At 73.9% G+C, this 21364-nt stretch carries 3 protein-coding genes; 1 reads left to right on the top strand and 2 read right to left on the bottom strand.

Annotated features, from left to right (window positions below):
* Nucleotide 1: 1 nt before the first annotated feature.
* Both ACZ9QC_RS40730 and ACZ9QC_RS40725 read right to left on the bottom strand, forming a co-directional pair.
* Nucleotides 2-1111 carry a FecCD family ABC transporter permease gene (locus tag ACZ9QC_RS40730; protein ID WP_472917719.1) on the bottom strand — a complete coding sequence of 370 codons (1110 nt, stop codon included), beginning with the start codon at nucleotides 1109-1111 and terminating at the stop codon, nucleotides 2-4.
* 64 nt (nucleotides 1112-1175) lie between these two features.
* Nucleotides 1176-2216 carry a FecCD family ABC transporter permease gene (locus ACZ9QC_RS40725; RefSeq protein WP_472917718.1) on the bottom strand — a complete coding sequence of 347 codons (1041 nt, stop codon included), beginning with the start codon at nucleotides 2214-2216 and terminating at the stop codon, nucleotides 1176-1178.
* A 198-nt stretch (nucleotides 2217-2414) separates the two neighbouring features.
* Between ACZ9QC_RS40725 and ACZ9QC_RS40720 the strand changes: the two genes are divergently transcribed.
* A complete protein-coding gene (locus ACZ9QC_RS40720) occupies nucleotides 2415-21362 on the top strand; it encodes an amino acid adenylation domain-containing protein (protein WP_472921951.1) in 18948 nt (6315 codons plus the stop codon).
* The last annotated feature ends 2 nt before the right edge of the window (nucleotides 21363-21364 follow it).

The raw sequence follows: 21364 nt of genomic DNA, 5'->3' as shown, positions 1-21364 counted from the left end.
TTCAGCCTCCTGAACCGGCGCGGTTGGCGCGGATGAGCAGCCACAGCAGTACGGGGGCGCCGAGCACCCCGGTGACGACCCCGACCGGAAGCTCCGTGTCCGGGACGAGCTTGCGGGCGGCGAGGTCCGACACGAGGACCATCACCGCGCCGGTGAGCCCCGCGGCGACGGGTGGCGGGAACGGGGTGCCGGCCAGGCGCTGGGCGACCTGGGGCGCGGCGAGCGCCACGAAGGCGATGGGTCCGGCGGTGGCCGTGCCGAAGGCGACCAGGCCGACGGCGATGAGCAGGACGGCCACCCGGACGAGCTGCACCCGGGTACCGAGGCCCTTCGCGACGTCGTCCCCGAGTTGCATGACACGGATCTGCCGGCCGAGCAGGATCGCCGGCGGGACGAGCACGGCCAGGGTGACGGCGAGCGGGCCGATCTGGTCCCAGGTACGGCCGTTGAGGTTGCCGACGAGCCAGCCGAGGGCGGCCTGGGCCTGGAAGCGCTGGCCGCGGGCCATGAGGTAGTCGGTGAGGCTGGTGCAGATCCAGGCCACGCCGATGCCGACGAGGACGATGCGGTAGCCGGTGGTGCCGCGCTTCCAGGCCAGGGCGTAGACCAGCAGGCCGGTGACCGCGGCGCCGAGCAGGCCCAGGGCCTGGGTGCCCAGGCCCGCGTCCCAGCCGAGGACGATCCCGGCGACCACCGCGGTGCCGGCGCCCTGGGTGATGCCGATCATGTCGGGGCTGGCCAGCGGGTTGAGCGTCACCGTCTGCAGGAGGGCGCCGGAGATGCCGAAGGCGATGCCGACGAGCAGCCCGGCCAGGGCCCGCGGCAGCCGCAGTTCGTGGACGATCAGCTCGGTACCGGGATCGCCCGTGCCCACCAGGGCCTTCATCACGTCGCCGAGCGGGAGGGCGATGTCCCCGACGGAGGTCTCCACGGAGAACGCCAGGAACGCGGCCGCCGCGAGCAGCAGACCGACCACCAGCAGCCGGGGCCGTACGACGCCGGAGACGGGCGGGGCGGGCAGCCGGAAGGCGACGCGGTCGGCCGTACGCCGCTTCGGCGTGGGGTCCCCGCCGCCCTTCGGGGGCGGCACGGGGGCGAGTTCGGTCGTCATCGGCTCACAGCTCCACGGATTCGGTTCTCACGGGCCCGCGTACGCCCGGTCGTGAGGTCATGGTTCACAGCTCCGCGAGACGTCGGCGGCGGACCAGCGCGATGAAGAAGGGGCCGCCGACGAAGGCGACGAGGACACCGGCCTGGATCTCGGTCGGGCGGGCGAGCAGGCGGCCCGCGATGTCGGCGGCCAGCAGGAGGCAGGGGGCGAGGACGGCCGACAGCGGGAGCAGCCAGCGGTGGTCCGGGCCGATCCCGGCCAGTTGGGCGAGGACCCGGGCGATGTGCGGGACCACCAGGCCGACGAAGACCACGGGCCCGATGACGGCGACCGCTCCCCCGGTGAGCAGGGTGACGGCGACGACACCCTGGACGCGGACCAGGCCCAGCTTGAGCCCGAGCGACTTCGCGACGTCGTCGCCGAGCGCGAGGCTGTTGAGGGCGGGGGCGCAGGCGAGGGCGAGGATCGCGCCGACGGCCAGGAAGGGCAGCACGCGGAGCAGGACGGCCTCGTCCTGGTTGGCGAGGGAGCCGGCGCTCCAGAAGCGGTAGCGGTTGAGCGCGTCCGGGTCGGTCAGGGCGATGGCGCTGGTCAGCGAGAACAGCAGGGAGGTCACCGCCACACCGGCCAGCGCGAGTTTGACCGGTGTGGAGCCGGACCGGCCCAGTCCGCCGAGGAGGTACACGAGGACGCTGGCGGCGAACGCGCCGCCGAAGGCGAACCAGATGTAGCCGTACACCGAACCGATGCCCAGCACCCCGACCGACAGGACCACGGCGAAGGCCGCGCCCGCGCTCACCCCGAGGATGCCGGGGTCGGCCAGCGGATTGCGGGTCAGTGCCTGCATGAGCGAGCCCGACAGGCCGAGGGCGGCGCCGGTGGCGAGGCCGAGGGCGGTGCGTGGCAGGCGTACGGACCAGATGACGTTGTCGATCCGGGTGCTGGGGGCGTCGCCGACCAGGGTGTGCCACACCTGGTCGAGGGGGACGCCCAGGGCTCCGAACGCCATCGACAGGGCGCACAGTGCGAGCAGGAGGACGCCGGAGAGCGTCAGCAGCAGTACCGCGCGGGGGCCTTTCGCCGCCCGGACCGTCGAGGTCCCCACGTCTTCAACTTTCTTTGATGAGGCTTGCCTTAACTGTAGGGCGAGCACGGGGTGAACTGTAGGTCTTCCGTCGAATGCCGTCCGGGCCCGGCGGGTACCTCTCTCTGCGGACCCTGTGAATTAGGTAACCCTTACCTTAGTATGTCGGCGACCCCGGCCCCGGTCCGGGACCCCGACCCGCTGGGGAGGCTCGCGGCTGTGTGCGGTTCCGAGGAAGTTCTGTCCCATTGGCGGCGGTTGCTGACACCGCTCCCGCTCGAGATCTCGCTGCCCGCCGACCGGCCGCATCCGCCACATCCGCTGCCCGAACGGGACGCGCGGACGGTTCCGGACCTCCCCGACGCCCCCGACACCGTCCGACTCGCGGCGTTCGTCGCGCTGTTGCACCGCTACACCGGGGCGACGGACCTGACGGTCGGTCATGGCGGGCTCCCGCTGCGGGTGTCCGTCGCACACGAGCCGACGTTCGCCGAGTTGGTGCGGCGGGTGACCGAGGCGTGGGAGGACGCGGAGACCCACCGGGTGCCGGTCGGCCTGCTGGTGGAGGAGCTGCGCCCCCGGCCTCTGCGGGGCGGCGGGCTGTTCTGCAACACGGCGTTCGGCACGGCCGACCGCCCGGCCGGTGAACTCCCGGCGCCGGTGGACGTGTTGCTGGAGGTGGACGGGGACACGGCCCGCGCGTCGTACTCCCCCGCCCTCTTCGACGGCACGACGATCGAGCGGCTGCTCGGCCACTACCGCACCCTGCTCGCCGACGCCGTGGCCCGGCCCGGGACGCCGGTGGCCCGGCTGGACCTGATGTCCCGGGACGAGTACGAGCAGGTCGTCCTCGACTGGAACGCGACCGCGCACTCGGTGCCGGCGGACACCTGGCCGGCCATGTTCGCCGAGCAGGTGCGCCGGCGCCCCGAGGCCGTGGCGCTGGTCTTCGAGGACGAGGAACTCACCTACGCCGAACTGGACGAACGTGCCAACCGCCTGGCGCACGCGCTGATGGCGCGGGGTGCCGGTCCCGAGCGGATCGTCGCGCTGGCGCTGCCGCGGTCCGCCGAGCTGATCGTGGCCGAGGTGGCCGTCCTCAAGTCGGGCGCCGCCTATCTGCCGATCGACCACGACTACCCGGCGGACCGCATCGCGTACATGCTGGGCGACGCACGGCCCGTCTGCATGGTGACCACCGCCGAGACCGCGCGCGACCTCCCCGACCCGGTGCGGGGGATGACCGTCCTGGAGCTGGACTCGCCCGCCACGGCGGCCGAGTTGGCGGGCCGCCCGGTCCACGACCCGACCGAGGCGGACCGGGGGGCGCCCCTCACGGTTCTCAACGCCGCCTATGTGATCTACACCTCCGGCTCGACCGGCCGCCCCAAGGGTGTCGTCCTCGCCCACGGCGGTGTGGCGAAGCTGGTGGCCACGCAGAGCGAGCGGTTCGGGATCGGCCCGCACAGCCGGGTGCTGCAGTTCGCCTCACCCAGCTTCGACGTCGCCTTCTGGGACCTGTGCCTCGGACTGCTGTCCGGCGGCCGGCTGGTCGTCGTCCCGGCGGAGCGCCGGGTGCCCGGGGCGCCGCTCGCCGACTACGCGAACGCGCATGGCATCACCTTCATGATCCTGCCGCCGGCGCTGCTGGCTGCCATGCCCGAGGACATCGAACTGCCGCCCACCGCGACCCTGTTGGCGGGCACCGAGCGTGTCTCCCCCGAGCTGGTGGGCCGGTACGCGCGCGGGCGGATGATGTTCAACGCCTACGGCCCGACCGAGGCCACCACCAACTCCACGCTCGGGCTGTGCGATCCGGACATCCCGGCCGGGGCGATCGTCCCGATCGGGGTGCCCGACCCGGGGACACGGGCGTACGTCCTGGACGCGTTCCTGCGGCCGGTGCCCGCCGGAGTCACCGGCGAGCTGTACCTGGGCGGCGCGGGCCTGGCGCGGGGCTATCTCGGGCGGCCGGACCTGACCGCCGAGCGGTTCGTCGCCGACCCGTTCGGGGAGCCCGGCGAGCGGCTCTACCGCACCGGTGACCTGGTGCGCTGGCGGGCGGACGGGCGGCTGGAGTTCCTGGGGCGCGCCGACGCCCAGGTCAAGATCCGCGGCTTCCGTATCGAGCCGGGCGAGATCGAGTCGGTGCTGCGCGGCCATCCGGCCGTCGACCAGGTCACGGTCGTCGTCCGTGAGGACCGCCCGGGCGACCGCCGTCTCGCCGCCTATGTCGTCCCGGCCCTCGACACACCGCGTGACGCGGACCCGGACGCACGGGTGGAGGAGTGGAAGAAGCTGCACGAACTCCTCTACGGGGCGGCCGGTTCCGAGGACTCGCGCACCGAGGGCGCCGAGGGTTCTCAGGGATCCGAGGGTTCTCATGGATCCGGCGGATCCGGGGGATCCGGCCTCCGCGAGAACTTCGCGGGCTGGAACAGCATGTACGACGGCACGCCGATCCCCGTCGAGGAGATGCGCGAGTGGCGCGCGGCGACCGTCGAGCGGATCCGTGAACTCGGCCCGGCCCGGCGGGTGCTGGAGATCGGTGTCGGCAGCGGGCTGATCCTGTCCCGGATCGCGCCGGACTGCGAGGCCTACTGGGGCACCGACCTCTCGGCCGAGGCCGTGGCGGCCCTGCGCGCACAGGTCGACACCGATCCGGAGCTGGCCGCGAAGGTCGAGCTGCGAACCGCGCCCGCCCACGACACCGAGGGCCTGCCGGAGGGGTACTTCGACACCGTCGTCATCAACTCCGTCGCCCAGTACTTCCCCGGCGGGGAGTACCTCGCCGACGTGCTGCGTCAGGTGTCGGGGCTGCTCGCCCCCGGTGGCCGGATCTTCGTCGGCGACGTCCGCAACCTGCGTCTGCTGCGCACGCTGCGCGCCGCCGTGGAGACCCGTCGGGCGACCGGCGGTGACGAGGACGACAAGAGCGCGCTGCGGGCGGCCGTCGAGCGGTCGGTGCGCTGGGAGGGCGAGCTCCTGCTCGACCCGGACTTCTTCGCCGCACTCGACGGTTTCGACGCGGATATCCGTCTCAAGCGGGCCGCGCACCACAACGAGCTGAGCCGCTACCGCTACGACGTGGTACTGCGCCCGGGGGCTCCGACGGCGGCCCGGGAGATGGCGGAGGCCGACTGGTCGCAGGTGGGCGGCCTCGGCGGACTGGCGGATCTGCTCGCCGGGCGGCCGGACGGGCTCCGCGTCACCGGTGTGCCCAACGCGCGCCTCGCGGACGACCTGGCAGACCTGCGACGGCTTGAGGGCAGCAGCAGGCAGGCGGCGGGCGGAGCCGATCCCGAGGACCTGCACGCGCTGGCGGCCGAGCACGGCTACCGGGTGGCGCTCACCTGGAACGGGAACGCCGACGACGGCGCGTTCGACGCCGTATTCGTCCTCGCCGGCCCCTTCGGCCCGCTGTACCGGACAGCCGGTGTCCATCCGCGCGCCAACCGACCCGCGCCCTTCCGTGACGTGGCCGCGCTGATGCGGACCCTGCGCGGGCACGCCGCCGAGTGGCTGCCCGACCACATGGTCCCCTCGGCGTTCGTCCCGCTGCACGCCCTGCCCGTCACCCCCAGCGGCAAGATCGACGCGCGAGCGCTGCCGGCCCCGGACTACACCACGATGAGCTCCGGAAGGGCGCCGCGCACCACGCGCGAGAAGCTGCTGTGCGCGCTGTACGCCGAGGTGCTCGGCCTGGACGCGGTGACCGCCGAGGACGACTTCCTCGCGCTCAGCGGCGACAGCATCAGCGCCATCCAACTCCTCATCCGTGCCCGGGAGTCGGGTCTCAGGCTCACCACCCGTGACGTCTTCCGGCACCGCACGGTCGAGGCGCTGGCCGAGGCCGCCGTCGAACGGGTCGCCGAACACACCGCCGACGAGCCCCTGATCGAGGTCGGCCCGGCCGAACTCGCCGAGATCCAGGGCACACATCCGCTGCCCGTCGCCGAACTGCTGCCGCTCACCCCGCTCCAGCAAGGCTTCTTCTTTCACGCCCTCACCGGCGGCGCCGGCGGGGACACCTATGTCGTCCAGCAGGTCCTGGACCTCGCCGGACCGGTCGACGCCGACGTGCTGCGCCGGGCCGCGCAGCGCCTGCTGGACCGGCACGCGCCGCTGCGGGCCGCGTTCCGCCAGCGCCCGGACGGCACCCCGGTGCAGATCATCACGCGGGACGCCGAACTGCCCTGGCGGGAGGTCGACCTCTCGTCCCAGGACGGCGAGGTCCGCGAGTCGCTGGGCGACGCGGTGGCCGCCGACGAGCGGGCCCGGGGCTTCGACCTGGCCGCGCCGCCGCTGCTGCGCTGCGCCCTGGTCCGGCTCGGCGAGGAGCGCAGCCGACTGCTGCTGACGTTCCATCACATCGTCGCGGACGGCTGGTCGTTGCCGGTGCTGCACCGGGAACTGATGGCGTACTACGGCACCGACGCGCCCGCGCTGCCCGAGGTCGCCCCCTACCGCGGCTTCCTGCGCCGCCTCGCCGAGCAGGACCGTGAGGCGGCACGCGAGGTCTGGCGCGACGCGCTCGCCGGGCTGGAGGAGCCCACGCGGCTGGTCGGCCCCCCGGCCGACGGGGCACCCGTGCGACCGGAGCACGTCCGGGTGGAGCTGTCCGAGCGGACCACCGCGCGGCTCGCCGAGCGGGCCCGTGAGCACGGTGTCACCCTCGGCACGGTGGTGCAGGGCGCCTGGGGTCTGCTGCTGGGCCGGCTGACCGGCCGGGACGACGTGGTGTTCGGCACCACGGTCTCCGGGCGCGACGGCGAGGTCGACGGCATCGCCTCCATGGTGGGCCTGTTCATCAACACCCTTCCGACACGCTTGCGCTGGACACCCCGCGAGTCCCTCGGGACCCTGCTCGCGCGCCTCCAGGAGGAACAGGCCCGGCTGCTCGACCACCAGCACCTGGGCCTCGCCGAGATCCAGCGGCTCACCGGGCACGCGGGCTCCGGTGAACTCTTCGACACCCTCGTCGTGTTCGAGAACTACCCCGCCGAGTCGGACCTCGGGGACGCCTCGGGCACCGTACGCATCACCGGCGACGCCTTCCACGACGCGGTGCACTATCCGCTCGCCCTCGTCGTCAAGCCCGGTCGGCGGCTGGACCTGCGCCTGAAGCACCACGCCGAGCGCCTCGACGGCGACACCGTCCGTGCCCTCGGCGACCGGCTGGTCCGCGTCCTGGAGGCCATCGCCGAGGCACCGGACCGGGCCGCCGCCTCCGTCGAACTGCTCTCCCCCGACGAGGCCCTGCGGGCCCACCCCGCCGGAGAGGAACGCGTCACCCCGGAGTCCACCCTGGCGGAGGGCTTCGCCGCGCAGGTCGCCCGGACACCGGACGCGACGGCCGTCGTCTTCGAGGACGAGCGGCTGAGCTATACCGAACTGGACGCGCGCGCCGAGGCGTTGGCCGTACGGCTGCGCGGCCGGGGCGCGGGCCCGGGGGCGTTCGTGGCGGTCGCCGTGCCGCGCTCGGCCGAGCTGATGGTGGCACTGCTGGGCGTCCTGAAGTCGGGCGCCGCCTATCTGCCGGTGGACCTCGACTACCCGGCCGACCGGGTGGCGCACATGCTCGCCGACTCGGGCGCCACGACGGTGGTCACGCTCGCCGCGACGGCCGCCCGACTGCCCGGAGCGAGCCGGTCCGCCGGGGGGAACGTTCCTTCCGTCCTGCTGCTGGACGCCGCCGACAGCGCGCCGACCGAGGCCTCCCCCGCCGGCAGCGGTGCCCCGGCTCGCCCCGACGATCCCGCCTACCTGATCTACACCTCCGGCTCGACCGGACTGCCCAAGGGTGTCGTCGTCACCCACCGGGCCGTCGTGAACCGGCTGGCGTGGGCCCAGGGCGAGTACGGGCTCGGCCCCGACGACCGGGTGCTGCAGAAGACGCCCTCCAGCTTCGACGTGTCCGTCTGGGAGTTCTTCTGGCCGCTCCTCGAAGGCGCGACCGTGGTGCTCGCCCGCCCGGACGGCCACCGCGACCCCGCCTATCTGGCCGAACTCGTACGGGCGCGGTCCATCACGACCATGCACTTCGTGCCGTCGATGCTGGAGGCCTTCCTCCGACACGACGAGGTCACCGGCGCCCCCACCTGGTCGGCGTCGCTGCGCCGCGTGCTGAGCAGCGGCGAGGCGCTCCCGGTCACCGCCGCGAGCCGCTGGCACGCGCTGACGGGTGTGCCGCTGCACAACCTCTACGGCCCGACCGAGGCGGCCGTCGACGTCACGTACCACCCGTATGTCTCCGACGAGGAGCCGACCGGCGCGTCCGTGCCCATCGGGCGGCCCGTGTGGAACACCGGGCTCCGGGTCCTGGACACCTGTCTGCGGCCCGTCCCCGACGACGTCCCCGGCGAGCTGTACCTGACGGGCGTCCAGCTCGCCCGCGGCTACCACGCCCGGCCTGCGCTGACCGCCGAGCGGTTCACCGCCGACCCGTACGGGCCGCCCGGCAGCCGGATGTACCGCACCGGTGACCTGGTCCGGCGACGCGCGGACGGGGTGATCGAGTACCTGGGACGTACGGACCGGCAGGTCAAGCTGCGCGGCAACCGGATCGAGCTCGGCGAGATCGAGGCCGCGCTGGTGCGGCTGCCGGAGGTGGCGCAGGCCGCCGTGACGGTACGGGACGACACCCTGGTCGCGTACGTCGTGCCCGCCGCAGACACCAGCGAGGTGGACGGCCTGCGCGAGGCCCTGGGCGGCGCCCTCCCCTCCCCCATGGTGCCGAGCGCCTGGGTGGCCCTGGACGCGCTGCCGCTCACCCCGAGCGGCAAGCTGGACCGGGCCGCGCTGCCCGCCCCGCGGGCCGTGCGCGGCACCGTCACCCGGGCCCCGGGCAACCCCCGGGAGCAGGTGCTCGTCGAGATCTTCGCGGCCGTGCTGAAGCTCCCCGAGGTCGGGGTCGACGACGACTTCTTCCACCTCGGCGGTGACAGCATCAGCTCGATCGCGGTCTCCAGCCGGGCCCGCCGCGCGGGTCTGGTGATCGGCCCACGCGAGGTGTTCGAGCACCGCACGCCTGCGGCGCTCGCGGCGACGGCGGGCCTCGACGAGTCGGCCGCCGGGGAGGGTCCCGCCGAGTCCGCGTTCACGCTGACCGAGGAGGAGCGGGAACGCGTCGAGCGGCTCGCGCCGGGCCGGATCGAGGACGTGTGGCCCCTCGCCCCGCTCCAGGAGGGCCTGTTCTTCCACTCGAACTTCGACGACAGCTCCCTGGACGTCTACACCGTCCACGAGTCCTTCGACTTCGCCGAACGCGTCGACGCCGAGCGGCTGTCGGCCGCCGTGCGTACGCTGCTGGGCCGCAACCCCAGCCTGCGTGCCGGATTCACCAGCGAGGGGCTGCGCCAGCCGGTGCAGTTCATCGTGCGCGACGCCGACGTCCCGCTGCGGGAAGTGGATCTGGCGGGGCTCCCGGCGGCCGAACAGGACCTGCGGATGGGCGAGTTGCTGGAGGAGTCGAGGGCGGAGCGGTTCGACCTCACCCGCCCCCTGCTCTTCCGGATGCTGCTGGTGCGGCTCGGTGCGGAGCGCGGCGACCGGCTGGTCGTCGGCCGTCATCTGATCCTGTGGGACGGCTGGTCGGCCTGGCTGTTCCTGGACCAGCTGTTCGCGCTGTACGAGAGCGGGGGCGACCCGGCGGGCCTGGACCGCCCCGGCTCGTACCGCGACTACCTGACCTGGCTGGAGCGGCAGGACGACACCGGGGCGACCCGCGCCTGGCGGGCGGCCCTGTCCGGCTTCGAGGAGCCGACGCTGCTGGTGCCGGCCGCCTCCGACCGGGGCCGGGAGCCGGTGATCCCGCGGCAGCTGGACGCCGTGCTGGACGCGGCGGTCGCGCGGCGGCTGCGCGACACCGCGCGCGCCCACGGTCTGACCCTCAACACCGTGCTCAACGCCGCCTGGGGTCTGGTCCTGGCGGGCGCGACCGGCCGCACCGACATCGCCTTCGGTACGACGGTCGCCGGGCGGCCCAGCGAGGTGCCGGACGTCGAGAACGTCATCGGCATGTTCCTCAACACGGTGCCCGCGCGCATCGCCTTCGACCCGCGCGAGCCGGTCCTGGACCTGCTGCGCCGGGTCCAGGGTGAGCGGCTGGAGGTCATGCCGTACGAGTACCTGGGCCTCGGTGTGCTCCAGGCCGAGACAGGCCACCGGCGGCTGTTCGACACGCTGTTCGTGCTGCGCAACGCCGACACGGACGAGCGGCTCGCCGAGCTGCGCGCACGGCACGGCGCGACGGCCGTGGCCAATGTGGACGCCACGCACTATCCGGCGAACCTGGTGGTGACCCCCGGCGAGCGGGTGCGGGTGACCCTGGCCTACCGGCCCGACCTGCTGGAAGACACGTACGCGCAGGGCCTGTTGGACCGCTTCGTGCTGCTGGTCGACCGGCTGGTCGCGGACCCGACCGCTCCCGTCGGTTCGCTGGACGCCCTGCTGCCGGCCGAGGCCGCCGCGCTGGCCCGCGAGGAGGCCGAGCAGCGGCAGCCCGTTCCGCACGAGACGGTCGCGGACATGCTGGCCGCCCAGGCCGCCCGCACCCCGGACGCGACCGCCCTGGTCTTCGGCGCGCGGACCCTGACGTACGCCGAACTCGACGCGCGCTGCGACCGGATGGCCCGGCTGCTGCTCGCGCGGGGCGCCGGACCGGAGCAGGTGATCGCGCTCGGCCTGCCGCGCTCGATCGACATGGTGGTGGCGCTGTTCGCGGTGCTGCGCACGGGATCGGCGTATCTGCCGCTGGAGCTGGACCACCCCGCCGACCGGCTGTCGCTGATGCTCGCCGACGCCCGGCCGCTGCTCCTGCTGTCCACCGAGGCCGTGTCGCGGACGCTGACGGGCGACACGCCGCGCGTCCTGCTCGACAACCCGGCGGTGGCGGCCGAGCTGGCCGCCTTCCCGGCGGGCCCGGTGTCGGTCTCCTTCAGCCTGGACCACCCGGCGTACGTCATCTACACCTCGGGCTCCACGGGCCGCCCCAAGGGTGTCGTCACGCCGTACATCGGTCTGACGAACATGCAGCTCAACCACCAGAAGGAGATCTTCGCGCCGGCGATCGCGTCGGCGGGCGGCCGGCGGCTGCGGATCGCGCACACCGTGTCGTTCGCGTTCGACATGTCCTGGGAGGAGCTGCTGTGGCTCGTCGAGGGGCATGAGGTGCACATCTGCGACGAGGAGCTGCGGCGGGACGCGACCGCGCTGGTGGCGTACTGCGAGGAACACCGGGTCGACGTCGTCAACGTGACCCCCACCTACGCCCATCTCCTCATCGAGGAGGGCCTGTTGGAGGGGCACCGGCCGCCGCTCGTGCTGCTCGGCGGCGAGGCCGTCACCGAGACGGTGTGGAACACCCTGCGGGACACCGAGGGCACGTACGGCTACAACCTGTACGGCCCGACCGAGTACACGATCAACACCCTCGGCGGCGGCACGGAGGACAGCGCGACCCCGACCGTGGGCAGGCCGATCCGCGCCACCCGGGCCCGCGTTCTCGACACCTGGATGCGTCCGGTGCCGGACGGGGTGGCGGGCGAGCTGTACATCGCCGGTGTCGGTCTGGCGCGCGGCTATCTCGACCGGCCGGGCCTGACCGCCGAGCGCTTCGTGGCCGACCCTTACGGGCTGCCGGGTGAGCGCATGTACCGCACCGGCGACCTGGTACGCCGGCGCGCCGACGGCAACCTGGACTTCCTCGGCCGTACCGACGACCAGGTCAAGATCCGGGGCCACCGGGTCGAGCTGGGCGAGATCGAGACCGCGCTCACCCAGCACCCCGAGGTGTCCCAGGCGGCCGTGATCGCCCGCGACGACACCTCGGCACCGGGTACGAAGCGGCTCGTGGGCTACGTCGTTCCCGCCGAACTCGACCAGGACGCGCGGGACTCGGCCGAGCGGGAGCAGATCGGTGAGTGGCGGGAGATCTACTCCGCCGAGTACACCGAGATCGGCACCGCCCTGTTCACCGAGGACTTCGCGGGCTGGGACAGCTCCTACGACGGCACGCCGATCCCCGTGGAACACATGCGGGAGTGGCGCGAGGCCACCGTGGAACGCATCCGCGAGCTGGGGCCACGCCGCATCCTGGAGATCGGCGTCGGCTCGGGTCTGCTGCTGTCGAAACTCGCACCCGAGGCGGAGGCGTACTGGGCGACCGACTTCGCAGCGCCCGTGATCCGCAAGCTCACCGAAGGCGTGGCCGGCGACCCGCTGCTGGCCGGCAAGGTCGAACTCCGCTGCCAGGCGGCCGAGGTGACCGACGGCCTGCCCACCGGGTTCTTCGACACGATCGTCATCAACTCCGTCGTCCAGTACTTCCCGAGCCTGGACCACCTCCACCAGGTGATCCGGGGCGCCCTCGGCCTGCTCGCGCCCGGCGGTGCCCTGTTCCTCGGTGACGTCCGCGACCTGCGGCAGGCCCGGGTGTTCCAGTCCGGCATCCAGGCCGCCCGCGCCGACGCGGACACCGAGCCCGAGGCCCTGCGCCGGGCCGTGGAGCGGGGCCTGGCGCTGGAGAAGGAACTCCTCGTCGACCCGGACTGGTTCACCACGCTCGGTGTCGGCGTGGACCTGCGCACCAAGGCGGGCCGCCACCACAACGAGCTGACCCGCTACCGGTACGACGTGGTGCTCTACGAGGGAGCCGCCGGCCTCTCGCTGGACGGTGTCCCGGCCGTCGACTGGACCGGACGGGACGCGCTCCTCGCCCGGCTCGACGGCGGCGGACCGCTGCGGGTGCGGGGCGTCCCGGACGCCCGTACGGCCGGCGACCTCGCCGGGCTGCGGGCCCTGGACACCGGCCGCCCGTCGCCCGTCGCCGCGACGGGCGTGGAACCGGAGGATCTGCGGGAGACCGCGGCGGCGCGCGGCTACCGGCTGCTCACCACCTGGTCCGCCGAACCCGGCGCCTACGAGGCCGTGTTCGTGCCGGGCACCGACACCGCCCGCACGGCCGGCCTGTACCGGCCGCGCGCCGACCGCGACGCCGCCGCTCCGTACGCCAACACCCCGGCGGCCGGACGCGGCCACACCGCGCTCGTCCGGCGGCTCCGCGACGACCTCGGACAGCGGCTGCCCGGCTACATGGTGCCCGCCGCGTTCGTCGTACTGCCCGGCCTGCCGATGAACGACAACGGCAAGCTGGACATGCGCGCCCTGCCGGACGCCGAGCCGGCGGTCGCCCTGTCGGCCGGGCGCGGCCCGCGCACCCCCGTCGAGGAGGTGCTGTGCCGGCTCTTCGCCGAGGTGCTGGGGCTGCCCCGCACCGGCGCCGAGGACAACTTCTTCGACCTGGGCGGCCACTCGCTGCTCGCGACCCGGCTGATCAGCCGCGCCCGCACCGACCTGGGCGCCGAGCTGGCCATCCGTGACCTGTTCGAGGCGCCCACCCCGGAGGCGCTGGCGCTGCGGGCGGGCACCGGACGTCCCACGCGGCCCGCTCTGCGGACGGGCGCCGAGCGGCCCGCGCGCGTCCCACTGTCGGCGGCGCAGCGGCGGCTGTGGCTGGTGGAGCGACTCACCGGCGGCGGGGTGGCCTACAACTTCCCCCTCGTCTTCCGGCTGCGCGGCCAGCTGGACCTCGACGCGCTGCGGGCGGCCCTCAGTGATGTGACGGACCGTCACGAGGCTCTGCGCACCCGTTTCCTGGAGGAGGACGGCGAGCCCTACCAGTGGATCGTGGCTCCAGGTGCTGCCGAACCCGCCTTCCAGGTCGCCGAGGCCAGCGAGGAGGACCTGGCGAGCCGGATCGAGGCGGCACAGCGGCGGCCGTTCGACCTGAGCACCGAACTACCGATTCGCGCGGAGGTGTTGCGGCTCGGACCCGCCGAGCACGTGGTGGCACTGGTCCTGCACCACATCGCCACCGACGAGTGGTCGGACCGGCCCTTCCTCGCCGATCTCACCACCGCGTACCGGGCACGGGCCGCGGGCCACGCGCCGGGGTGGGCGCCGCTTCCGGTGCAGTACGCCGACTACGCCCTCTGGCAGGACGCACTGCTCGGGCAGGTCAGTGCGGCTCAACTCGCCCACTGGACCGACACGTTGCGGGAGCTGCCCGAGGAGCTGTCGCTGCCCCAGGACCGGCCCCGGCCGGACGCGCCCACCGGGCGGGGCGGCAAGGTGCGTCTGGAGCTGTCCCCCGCCACCGGGCGGGCGCTGCGCGAGCTGTCCGCCGCCACGAACACCAGTATGTTCATGCTGTTCCAGGCGGCCACGGCGGCGCTGCTGCACCGGCTGGGCGCCGGGGACGACATTCCGCTCGGGGCCCCCATCGCGGGACGTACGGACGACGCGCTCGACGACCTGGTCGGCTTCTTCGTCAACACGCTGGTGCTGCGCACCGATCTGTCGGACGCCGCGGACGGCCGGTCCGACCTGACATTCACTCAGCTCCTGGGCCGGGTGCGGGAGTCGGCGCTCCAAGCGTTCGAGCACCAGGATCTGCCGTTCGACCACGTGGTGGAGGCCGTGAACCCGCGCCGGGTCACCGGTCGCAACCCGCTCTTCCAGGTGATGCTCGGCTACCACTACCGGCCCGACGGCGACCCGGACGTGCTGGGCATGCCGACCGAGTGGTTCGACATGGACACCGGCATGGCCAAGTTCGACCTGCACTTCACCTTCGTCGACGAGGTGGGACGGGACCGTCTCACCCTGCTGCTGGAGTACGCGCTCGACCTCTACGACGACGAGACGGCCCGGCGTACGGCCGGGCGGCTGGCGCGGCTGCTGGAGCAGGTCGCCGACGCGCCGGACACGCCCGTCCGGGAGCTGGAGGTGCTGGAGGAGGCCGAGCGGGAGTCGGTGCTGGTCCGGTGGAACGACACCGGCCGCGAGGTGCCCGCGACCACCCTGCCGGAGCTGTTCCGCGCCCAGGTGGGGCGGACCCCCGACGCCCTGGCGCTCGTGCACGACGAACAGCGCCTGACGTACGCGGAGTTGGACGAGCGGGTCGAGCGGACCGCGCGGGTGCTGGCCGGGATGGGCGTGGGTCCCGAGCGCACGGTGGCGGTGGCGCTGCCGCGTTCGGTGGACCTGGTGGTCGCCCTGCTGGCGGTGCACCGGGCCGGTGGCGCCTATCTGCCCCTGGAGGCGGACCAGCCACGGGATCGGCGGGCGCTGATGCTGGAGGAGGCCCGGCCGGTGTGCGTCGTCGAGGAGGCGCTGCCGCAGGGCCCCGAGGGTGAACTCCCCACCGGGCACGACCCGGCGAGCCCGGCCTACGTGATCTACACCTCCGGTTCGACCGGCCGCCCCAAGGGGGTCGTCGTGCCGCACGAGGGCATCGTCAACCGGCTGCTGTGGATGCAGGACGCGTACGGGCTCGGTCCCGACGACCGGGTGCTGCAGAAGACGCCGTCGGGCTTCGACGTGTCGGTGTGGGAGTTCTTCTGGCCGCTGATCACCGGCGCCGCGCTGGTGGTCGCCCGGCCGGACGGCCACCGGGACCCGGCGTATCTGGCCCGGGTGATCCGTGAGCAGGGCGTGACCACCACGCACTTCGTGCCGTCGATGCTCCAGGTGTTCCTGGAGGAGCCGACCGCCGTGCGCTGCACGGGTCTGCGCCGGGTGATGTGCAGTGGCGAGGCGCTGCCGCCGGCGGTGGCCGAGCGCTTCCACGAGGTGCTCCCGGCGGAGCTGCACAACCTGTACGGGCCGACGGAGGCCTCGGTCGACGTCACGGCCGGCCGGGTCCTGCCCGGGGCCGACCGGGTGGTGATCGGGCGTCCCGTGTGGAACACCCGGACCTACGTCCTCGACGCGGCGCTGCGGCCGGTGCCGCCCGGTGTGGCGGGCGAGCTCTATCTGGCGGGCGTCCAGCTCGCCCGGGGCTACCTCGACCGTCCCGGGCTCACGGCCGAGCGGTTCGTCGCGGACCCGTACGGCGGGCCGGGCGCGCGGATGTACCGGACGGGCGACCTGGCCCGTTGGCTGCCCGACGGCACGCTCGACTTCCTCGGCCGCACCGACCACCAGGTCAAGATCCGTGGTGTGCGCGTCGAGCCCGGGGAGGTCGAGGCCGTGCTCTCGCGGCACGGGTCCGTCGCCCACGCGGTCGTCGTCCCCCACGACCAGCGGCTCGTCGCGTACGTCGTCCCCGCCGCGGGAGGGGCCGCCGACCCGGCGCTCCTGGGGGCCCACATCGCCGCCGCGCTGCCCGAGCACATGGTGCCCGCTGCGGTCGTCGTCCTCGACGCGCTGCCGTTGACGTCCAGCGGCAAGCTGGACCGGCGCGCGCTGCCCGCGCCCGACTTCACGGCGGGCGGCGCCGGCGCCGGCCGGGCGGGGAGTCCGCGGGAGGAGATCCTCCGCGGTCTGTTCGCGCAGGTGCTGGGCGTGGACCGGGTCGGCGTCGACGACGACTTCTTCGCCCTGGGCGGCCATTCGCTGCTGGCCATGCGGCTGGTCGCCGGGGTCCGGGCCGCCTTCGGGTCCGAGGTGTCGCTGCGCACGGTGTTCGACGCGCCCACGGTGGCCCGGCTCGCGCGGCGGCTGGCCGACACGGCGGACGCGGCGGGTACGGCCCGCCCGGCGCTGACGGTCCGGGAGCGCCCCGAGCGGCTGCCGCTGTCCTCCGCCCAGCAGCGTCTGTGGGTGCTGTACCAGGTGGAGGGCCCCAGCGCGACGTACAACATCCCCTCGGCCTGGCGGCTGACGGGCGCGCTGGACGTCGAGGCGCTGCGGGCGGCCGTGCACGATCTGGTCGTCCGGCACGAGACGCTGCGCACGGTCTTCCCCGAAGACGAGGGCCGGGCCCACCAGCTGGTCCTGGCGCCGGGGGACGTCCGGGTCCCGTTCGAGGTCGTCGACACGGACGACGAGCTGCTGCCCGAGCTGCTGGCGGAGGCCGGCGCGTACGGCTTCGCGCTGGAGCGTGAACTCCCGCTGCGGGTCCATGTGTTCCGCACCGGCGAGGAGGAGTGGACCGTCCTGCTGCTCCTGCACCACATCGCCGGGGACGAGTGGTCCGAGGGACCGCTGCACCGGGACCTCGGGCTCGCCTACGCCGCCCGGACGGCCGGGCGCGCGCCCGAGTGGGAGCCGCTGCCGGTCCAGTACGCCGACTACACGCTGTGGCAGCGCGACGTCCTCGGCGACGAGAAGGACGCGGGCAGTCTCGCGGCACGGCAGGTCGCGTACTGGAAGCAGGCGCTGGCCGGGCTGCCCGAGGAGCTGGCGCTGCCCGTGGACCGGCCGCGTCCGCTGGAGTCCACCTACCGGGGCGGCTCCGCCGATCTGTCGCTGGACGCCGAACTCGCCGCCGCGCTGGACGGGTTGGCCCGGGAAAGCGGGGTCAGTGTGTTCATGGTGCTCCAAGCGGCCGTGGCGACGCTCCTGTCCCGGCTCGGCGCGGGCGACGACATCCCCATCGGCAGCCCGATCTCCGGTCGCACCGACGCGGGACTGGACGACCTGGTCGGGTTCTTCCTCAACACGCTGGTGCTGCGCACCGACACCTCCGGGGACCCGACGTTCCGGGAGCTGCTCGGGCGTGTCCGGGAGGCGGACCTCGCCGCCTTCGACCACCAGGACGTGCCCTTCGAGCGGCTGGTGGAGGTGCTCAACCCGGCCCGCTCGCTCGCCCGTCACCCGCTGTTCCAGGTGATGGTCGTGTATCTCGCCTCCGGCGACGAGACGGGGCTGTCCGGCCTGGCCGGGCTGACCGCCCGCCGGGACGACGTGCCGCAGACGACCGCCAAGTTCGACTTGTCCTTCGACTTCGTCGAGCGCGGCGACGGCACCGGCGTGGACGGCGTCCTGGAGTACAGCGCCGATCTGTTCGACCCGGCCACCGCCCAGTCGTTCGCGGACCGGCTGCGGCGCGTCCTGCGCGCCGTGACGGGCGATCCGGACACCCCGCTCGGCGGCATCGACATCCTCGCCCCGGACGAGCGGGTCCGGCTGGTCGGCGGCTGGCACAGCACGCCGGTCGCCGGTGGGCCCACCACGGTGCCCGCGCTCTTCGAGGAGCGGGCGCACCGCCACGGCGACCTGCCCGCCGCGGCCTCCGACGGTGTGGAGCTGTCCTTCGCCGAACTCAACGCGGACGCCAACCGGTTGGCCCGGCTGCTCGTCGAGGCGGGCGCCGGACCCGAACGGTTCGTCGCGCTCGCGCTGCCGCGCACCGCGCACTTCCTCACGGCCGTCCTCGCGGTGCACAAGGCGGGAGCGGCGTATCTGCCGCTCGACCCGGACGCCCCGGCCGAGCGTACGGCCGACGTCCTCGCCGACGCCGGTCCGGTCCTCACCCTGACGACCCGCGAGTCCGGTACCGGACTGCCGCCCGGCATCGCCGCGCTGCGGCTGGACGATCCCGGTATCCGGGAGCGGCTCGCGGCCCAGGACCCGGCCGACCTCACCGACGCAGACCGCCGTGCCCCGCTGACGCCCCGCCACCCGGCGTACGTCATCTACACCTCGGGCTCGACCGGCCGCCCCAAGGGTGTCGTGATCACCCACGAGACGCTCGGCAACCTCTTCCACAGCCATCGCGAGACGCTGTACGCGCCCGCGATCGAGGCGGCCGGGCGGCGCCATCTGCGGGTCGGTCACGCCTGGTCGTTCTTCTTCGACGCGTCCTGGCAGCCGCAGCTGTGGCTGCTGGACGGGCACTGCGTGCATGTGCTGTCGGAGGAGGTCCGGCGCGACCCGGAGCTGGTCACCGAGGCCGTGCTCCGGCACCGCTTCGACTTCCTGGAGGTCACGCCGTCGTTCTTCGCGCAGATGGCCGACAGCGGGCTGCTGCGGGGCGGCGACTGCCCGCTCGCGGTCGTCGGCGTGGGCGGCGAGGCGGTGCCCGTCGCCCTGTGGGAGCGGCTGTCCGAACTGCCGGGCACCAAGGCGTTCAACCTGTACGGGCCGACCGAGTCGACCGTGGACGCCCTCGTGGGACGCGTCCGCGACAGCGAACGGCCGCTCGTGGGGCGGCCGGTGGCCGGCACCCGGGCGTACGTCCTCGACGACCGGCTGCGGCCGGTGCCGCCCGGCGTCCCTGGTGAGCTGTATCTGGCGGGTGGCGGTCTCGCCCGGGGTTATCTGGGCAGCCCGGGTCTGACGGCGGAGCGGTTCGTGGCCGACCCGTTCGGTCCGGCCGGATCACGGCTGTACCGCACCGGCGACCTGGCCCGCTGGACCGGCGACGGACGGATCGACTACCTCGGCCGCGCCGACGACCAGGTCAAGATCCGCGGTTTCCGGATCGAGCCCGCCGAGATCGAGGCCGCGCTGACCGCCCATCCAGAGGTCGCTCAGGCTTTGGTGACGGTCCATCAGGACGGGTCGCGCAAGCTGCTCGTGGCCCATGTGGTGCCGGCCCCGGGTCGTGTGCCCGACCCGGCGGCGCTGCGCGCCCATGTCGCCGGACGGCTCCCCGACCACATGGTCCCGGCGGCCGTGGTCGCCCTGGCGCGGTTCCCCCAGCTGGCCAACGGCAAGCTGGACCGGTCCGCCCTGCCCGCGCCGGACTTCTCCGCGCTGTCCTCGGGACGAGCACCCTCGACGCCCGTGGAGGAGGTGCTGTGCACGGTCTTCGCGGAGGTCCTGGGGCTCGAACGGGTCGGTGCGGACGACGACTTCTTCGCCCTCGGCGGTGACAGCATCGTCGCCATGCAGCTCGTGGGCCGGGCCCGCGCGGCGGGACTGAGGATCAGCCCGAGGCTGGTCTTCCGGCACCGCACGCCGGCCTCGCTGGGCACGGTCGCCGAGGCGGCCGACGTCTCGGCGTCGCGCCCGGCGGACGACGGCACCGGCACGGTGCCGCTCACCCCGGTCATGCACTGGCTGCGCGAACTGGGCGGCCCCTTCGCCTCCTACCACCAGGCGGCCCTGGTCCGCACTCCGGCGGCCCTGGACCTGCCCGGTCTGACCGCCGTACTGCGGGCGCTCGCCGACCGGCACGACCTGCTGCGGGCCACACTGGTCCGGCCCTCCGCCGAGGACACGGAGCAGTGGTCGCTGCACGTGCCGCGCGTCGGCACGGTCGACCCGGCCGACTGGCTCGAACGGGTCGACGTCCGCGGTCTGGACGCGACCGCGCTCGGCGAGGCCGTACGGGAACACACCGTCGCGGCACGGGCGTTGCTCGACCCCGATGCCGGAATCATGGTCAGGGCCGTGTGGTTCGACGCCGGCGACGCCCCGGGACGACTGCTGCTGATGGGCCACCACCTCGTCGTGGACGGTGTGTCCTGGCGGGTGCTGCTGCCGGACCTCGCGGCGGCCTGGCAGGACGTGTCGGCCGGACGGCCCGTCGGGCTGCTGCCCGTCGAGACCTCCTTCGCCCGCTGGTCGAGGCTGCTCACGGAGCTGGCCCAGCGGCCCGAGCGGGAGGCCGAACTCCCCGTGTGGGAGGCGGTTCTCGCCGACGGCGCGGCCTCCCTGCCGCTGTCCCGGGACCGCGACCCCGACCGCGACACCAGCGCCACCCGGCGCGAGGTCGTCCTCCGGTTGCCCGCCGAGCACACCGGCCCCCTGCTGTCGGCGGTGCCCGCCGCGTTCGGCGCCGCCGTCAACGACGTCCTGCTCGCCGGGCTCGCGCTCGCCTTCGCGGACCGGCGGCGCCGGGACGGCAGCGGGGACGGTTCGGTTCTCGTCGACCTCGAAGGGCACGGCCGCGAGGAGGAGTTGGGCGGCGACGGCATCGACCTGTCGCGTACGGTCGGCTGGTTCACCAGCGTCTACCCGGTCCGGCTGGATCCGGGACCGGCCGACCCCGCCGAGGCCTTCGCCGGGGGCCCGGCGGCGGCCGAGGCCGTGCGCCGGGTGCGGGAGCACCTGGCGGCGCTGCCCGCGAACGGGGTGGGCTACGGGATGCTGCGGCACCTCAACCCCCGTACCCGCGAGGTGCTGGCGGCCTACGAGCCGCCGCGCGTCGAGTTCAACTACCTGGGCCGCTTCGGCATCCCGGAGGAGACGGACTGGTCGTACGCGCCGGAGGAGGACGCGGCGGACATCGGGTCGGAGGACTCGATGCGGGAGGGTCACGCGCTGGAGATCAACGTGGTGGCCGAGGACCGGGCGGACGGGCCGGTGCTGGCCGCGCACTGGTCGTATCTGGAAGGACTGCTGCCGCGTGACACGGTCCAGGATCTCGCCGAGACCTGGTTCCGGGCCCTACGGGGGCTCGTCGCGTGGGCCGAGCGGAACCCGAAGTAGAA

Source organism: Streptomyces sp. HUAS MS02 (assembly GCF_055702265.1).
This window is presented reverse-complemented; position numbering and strand designations above follow the sequence as displayed.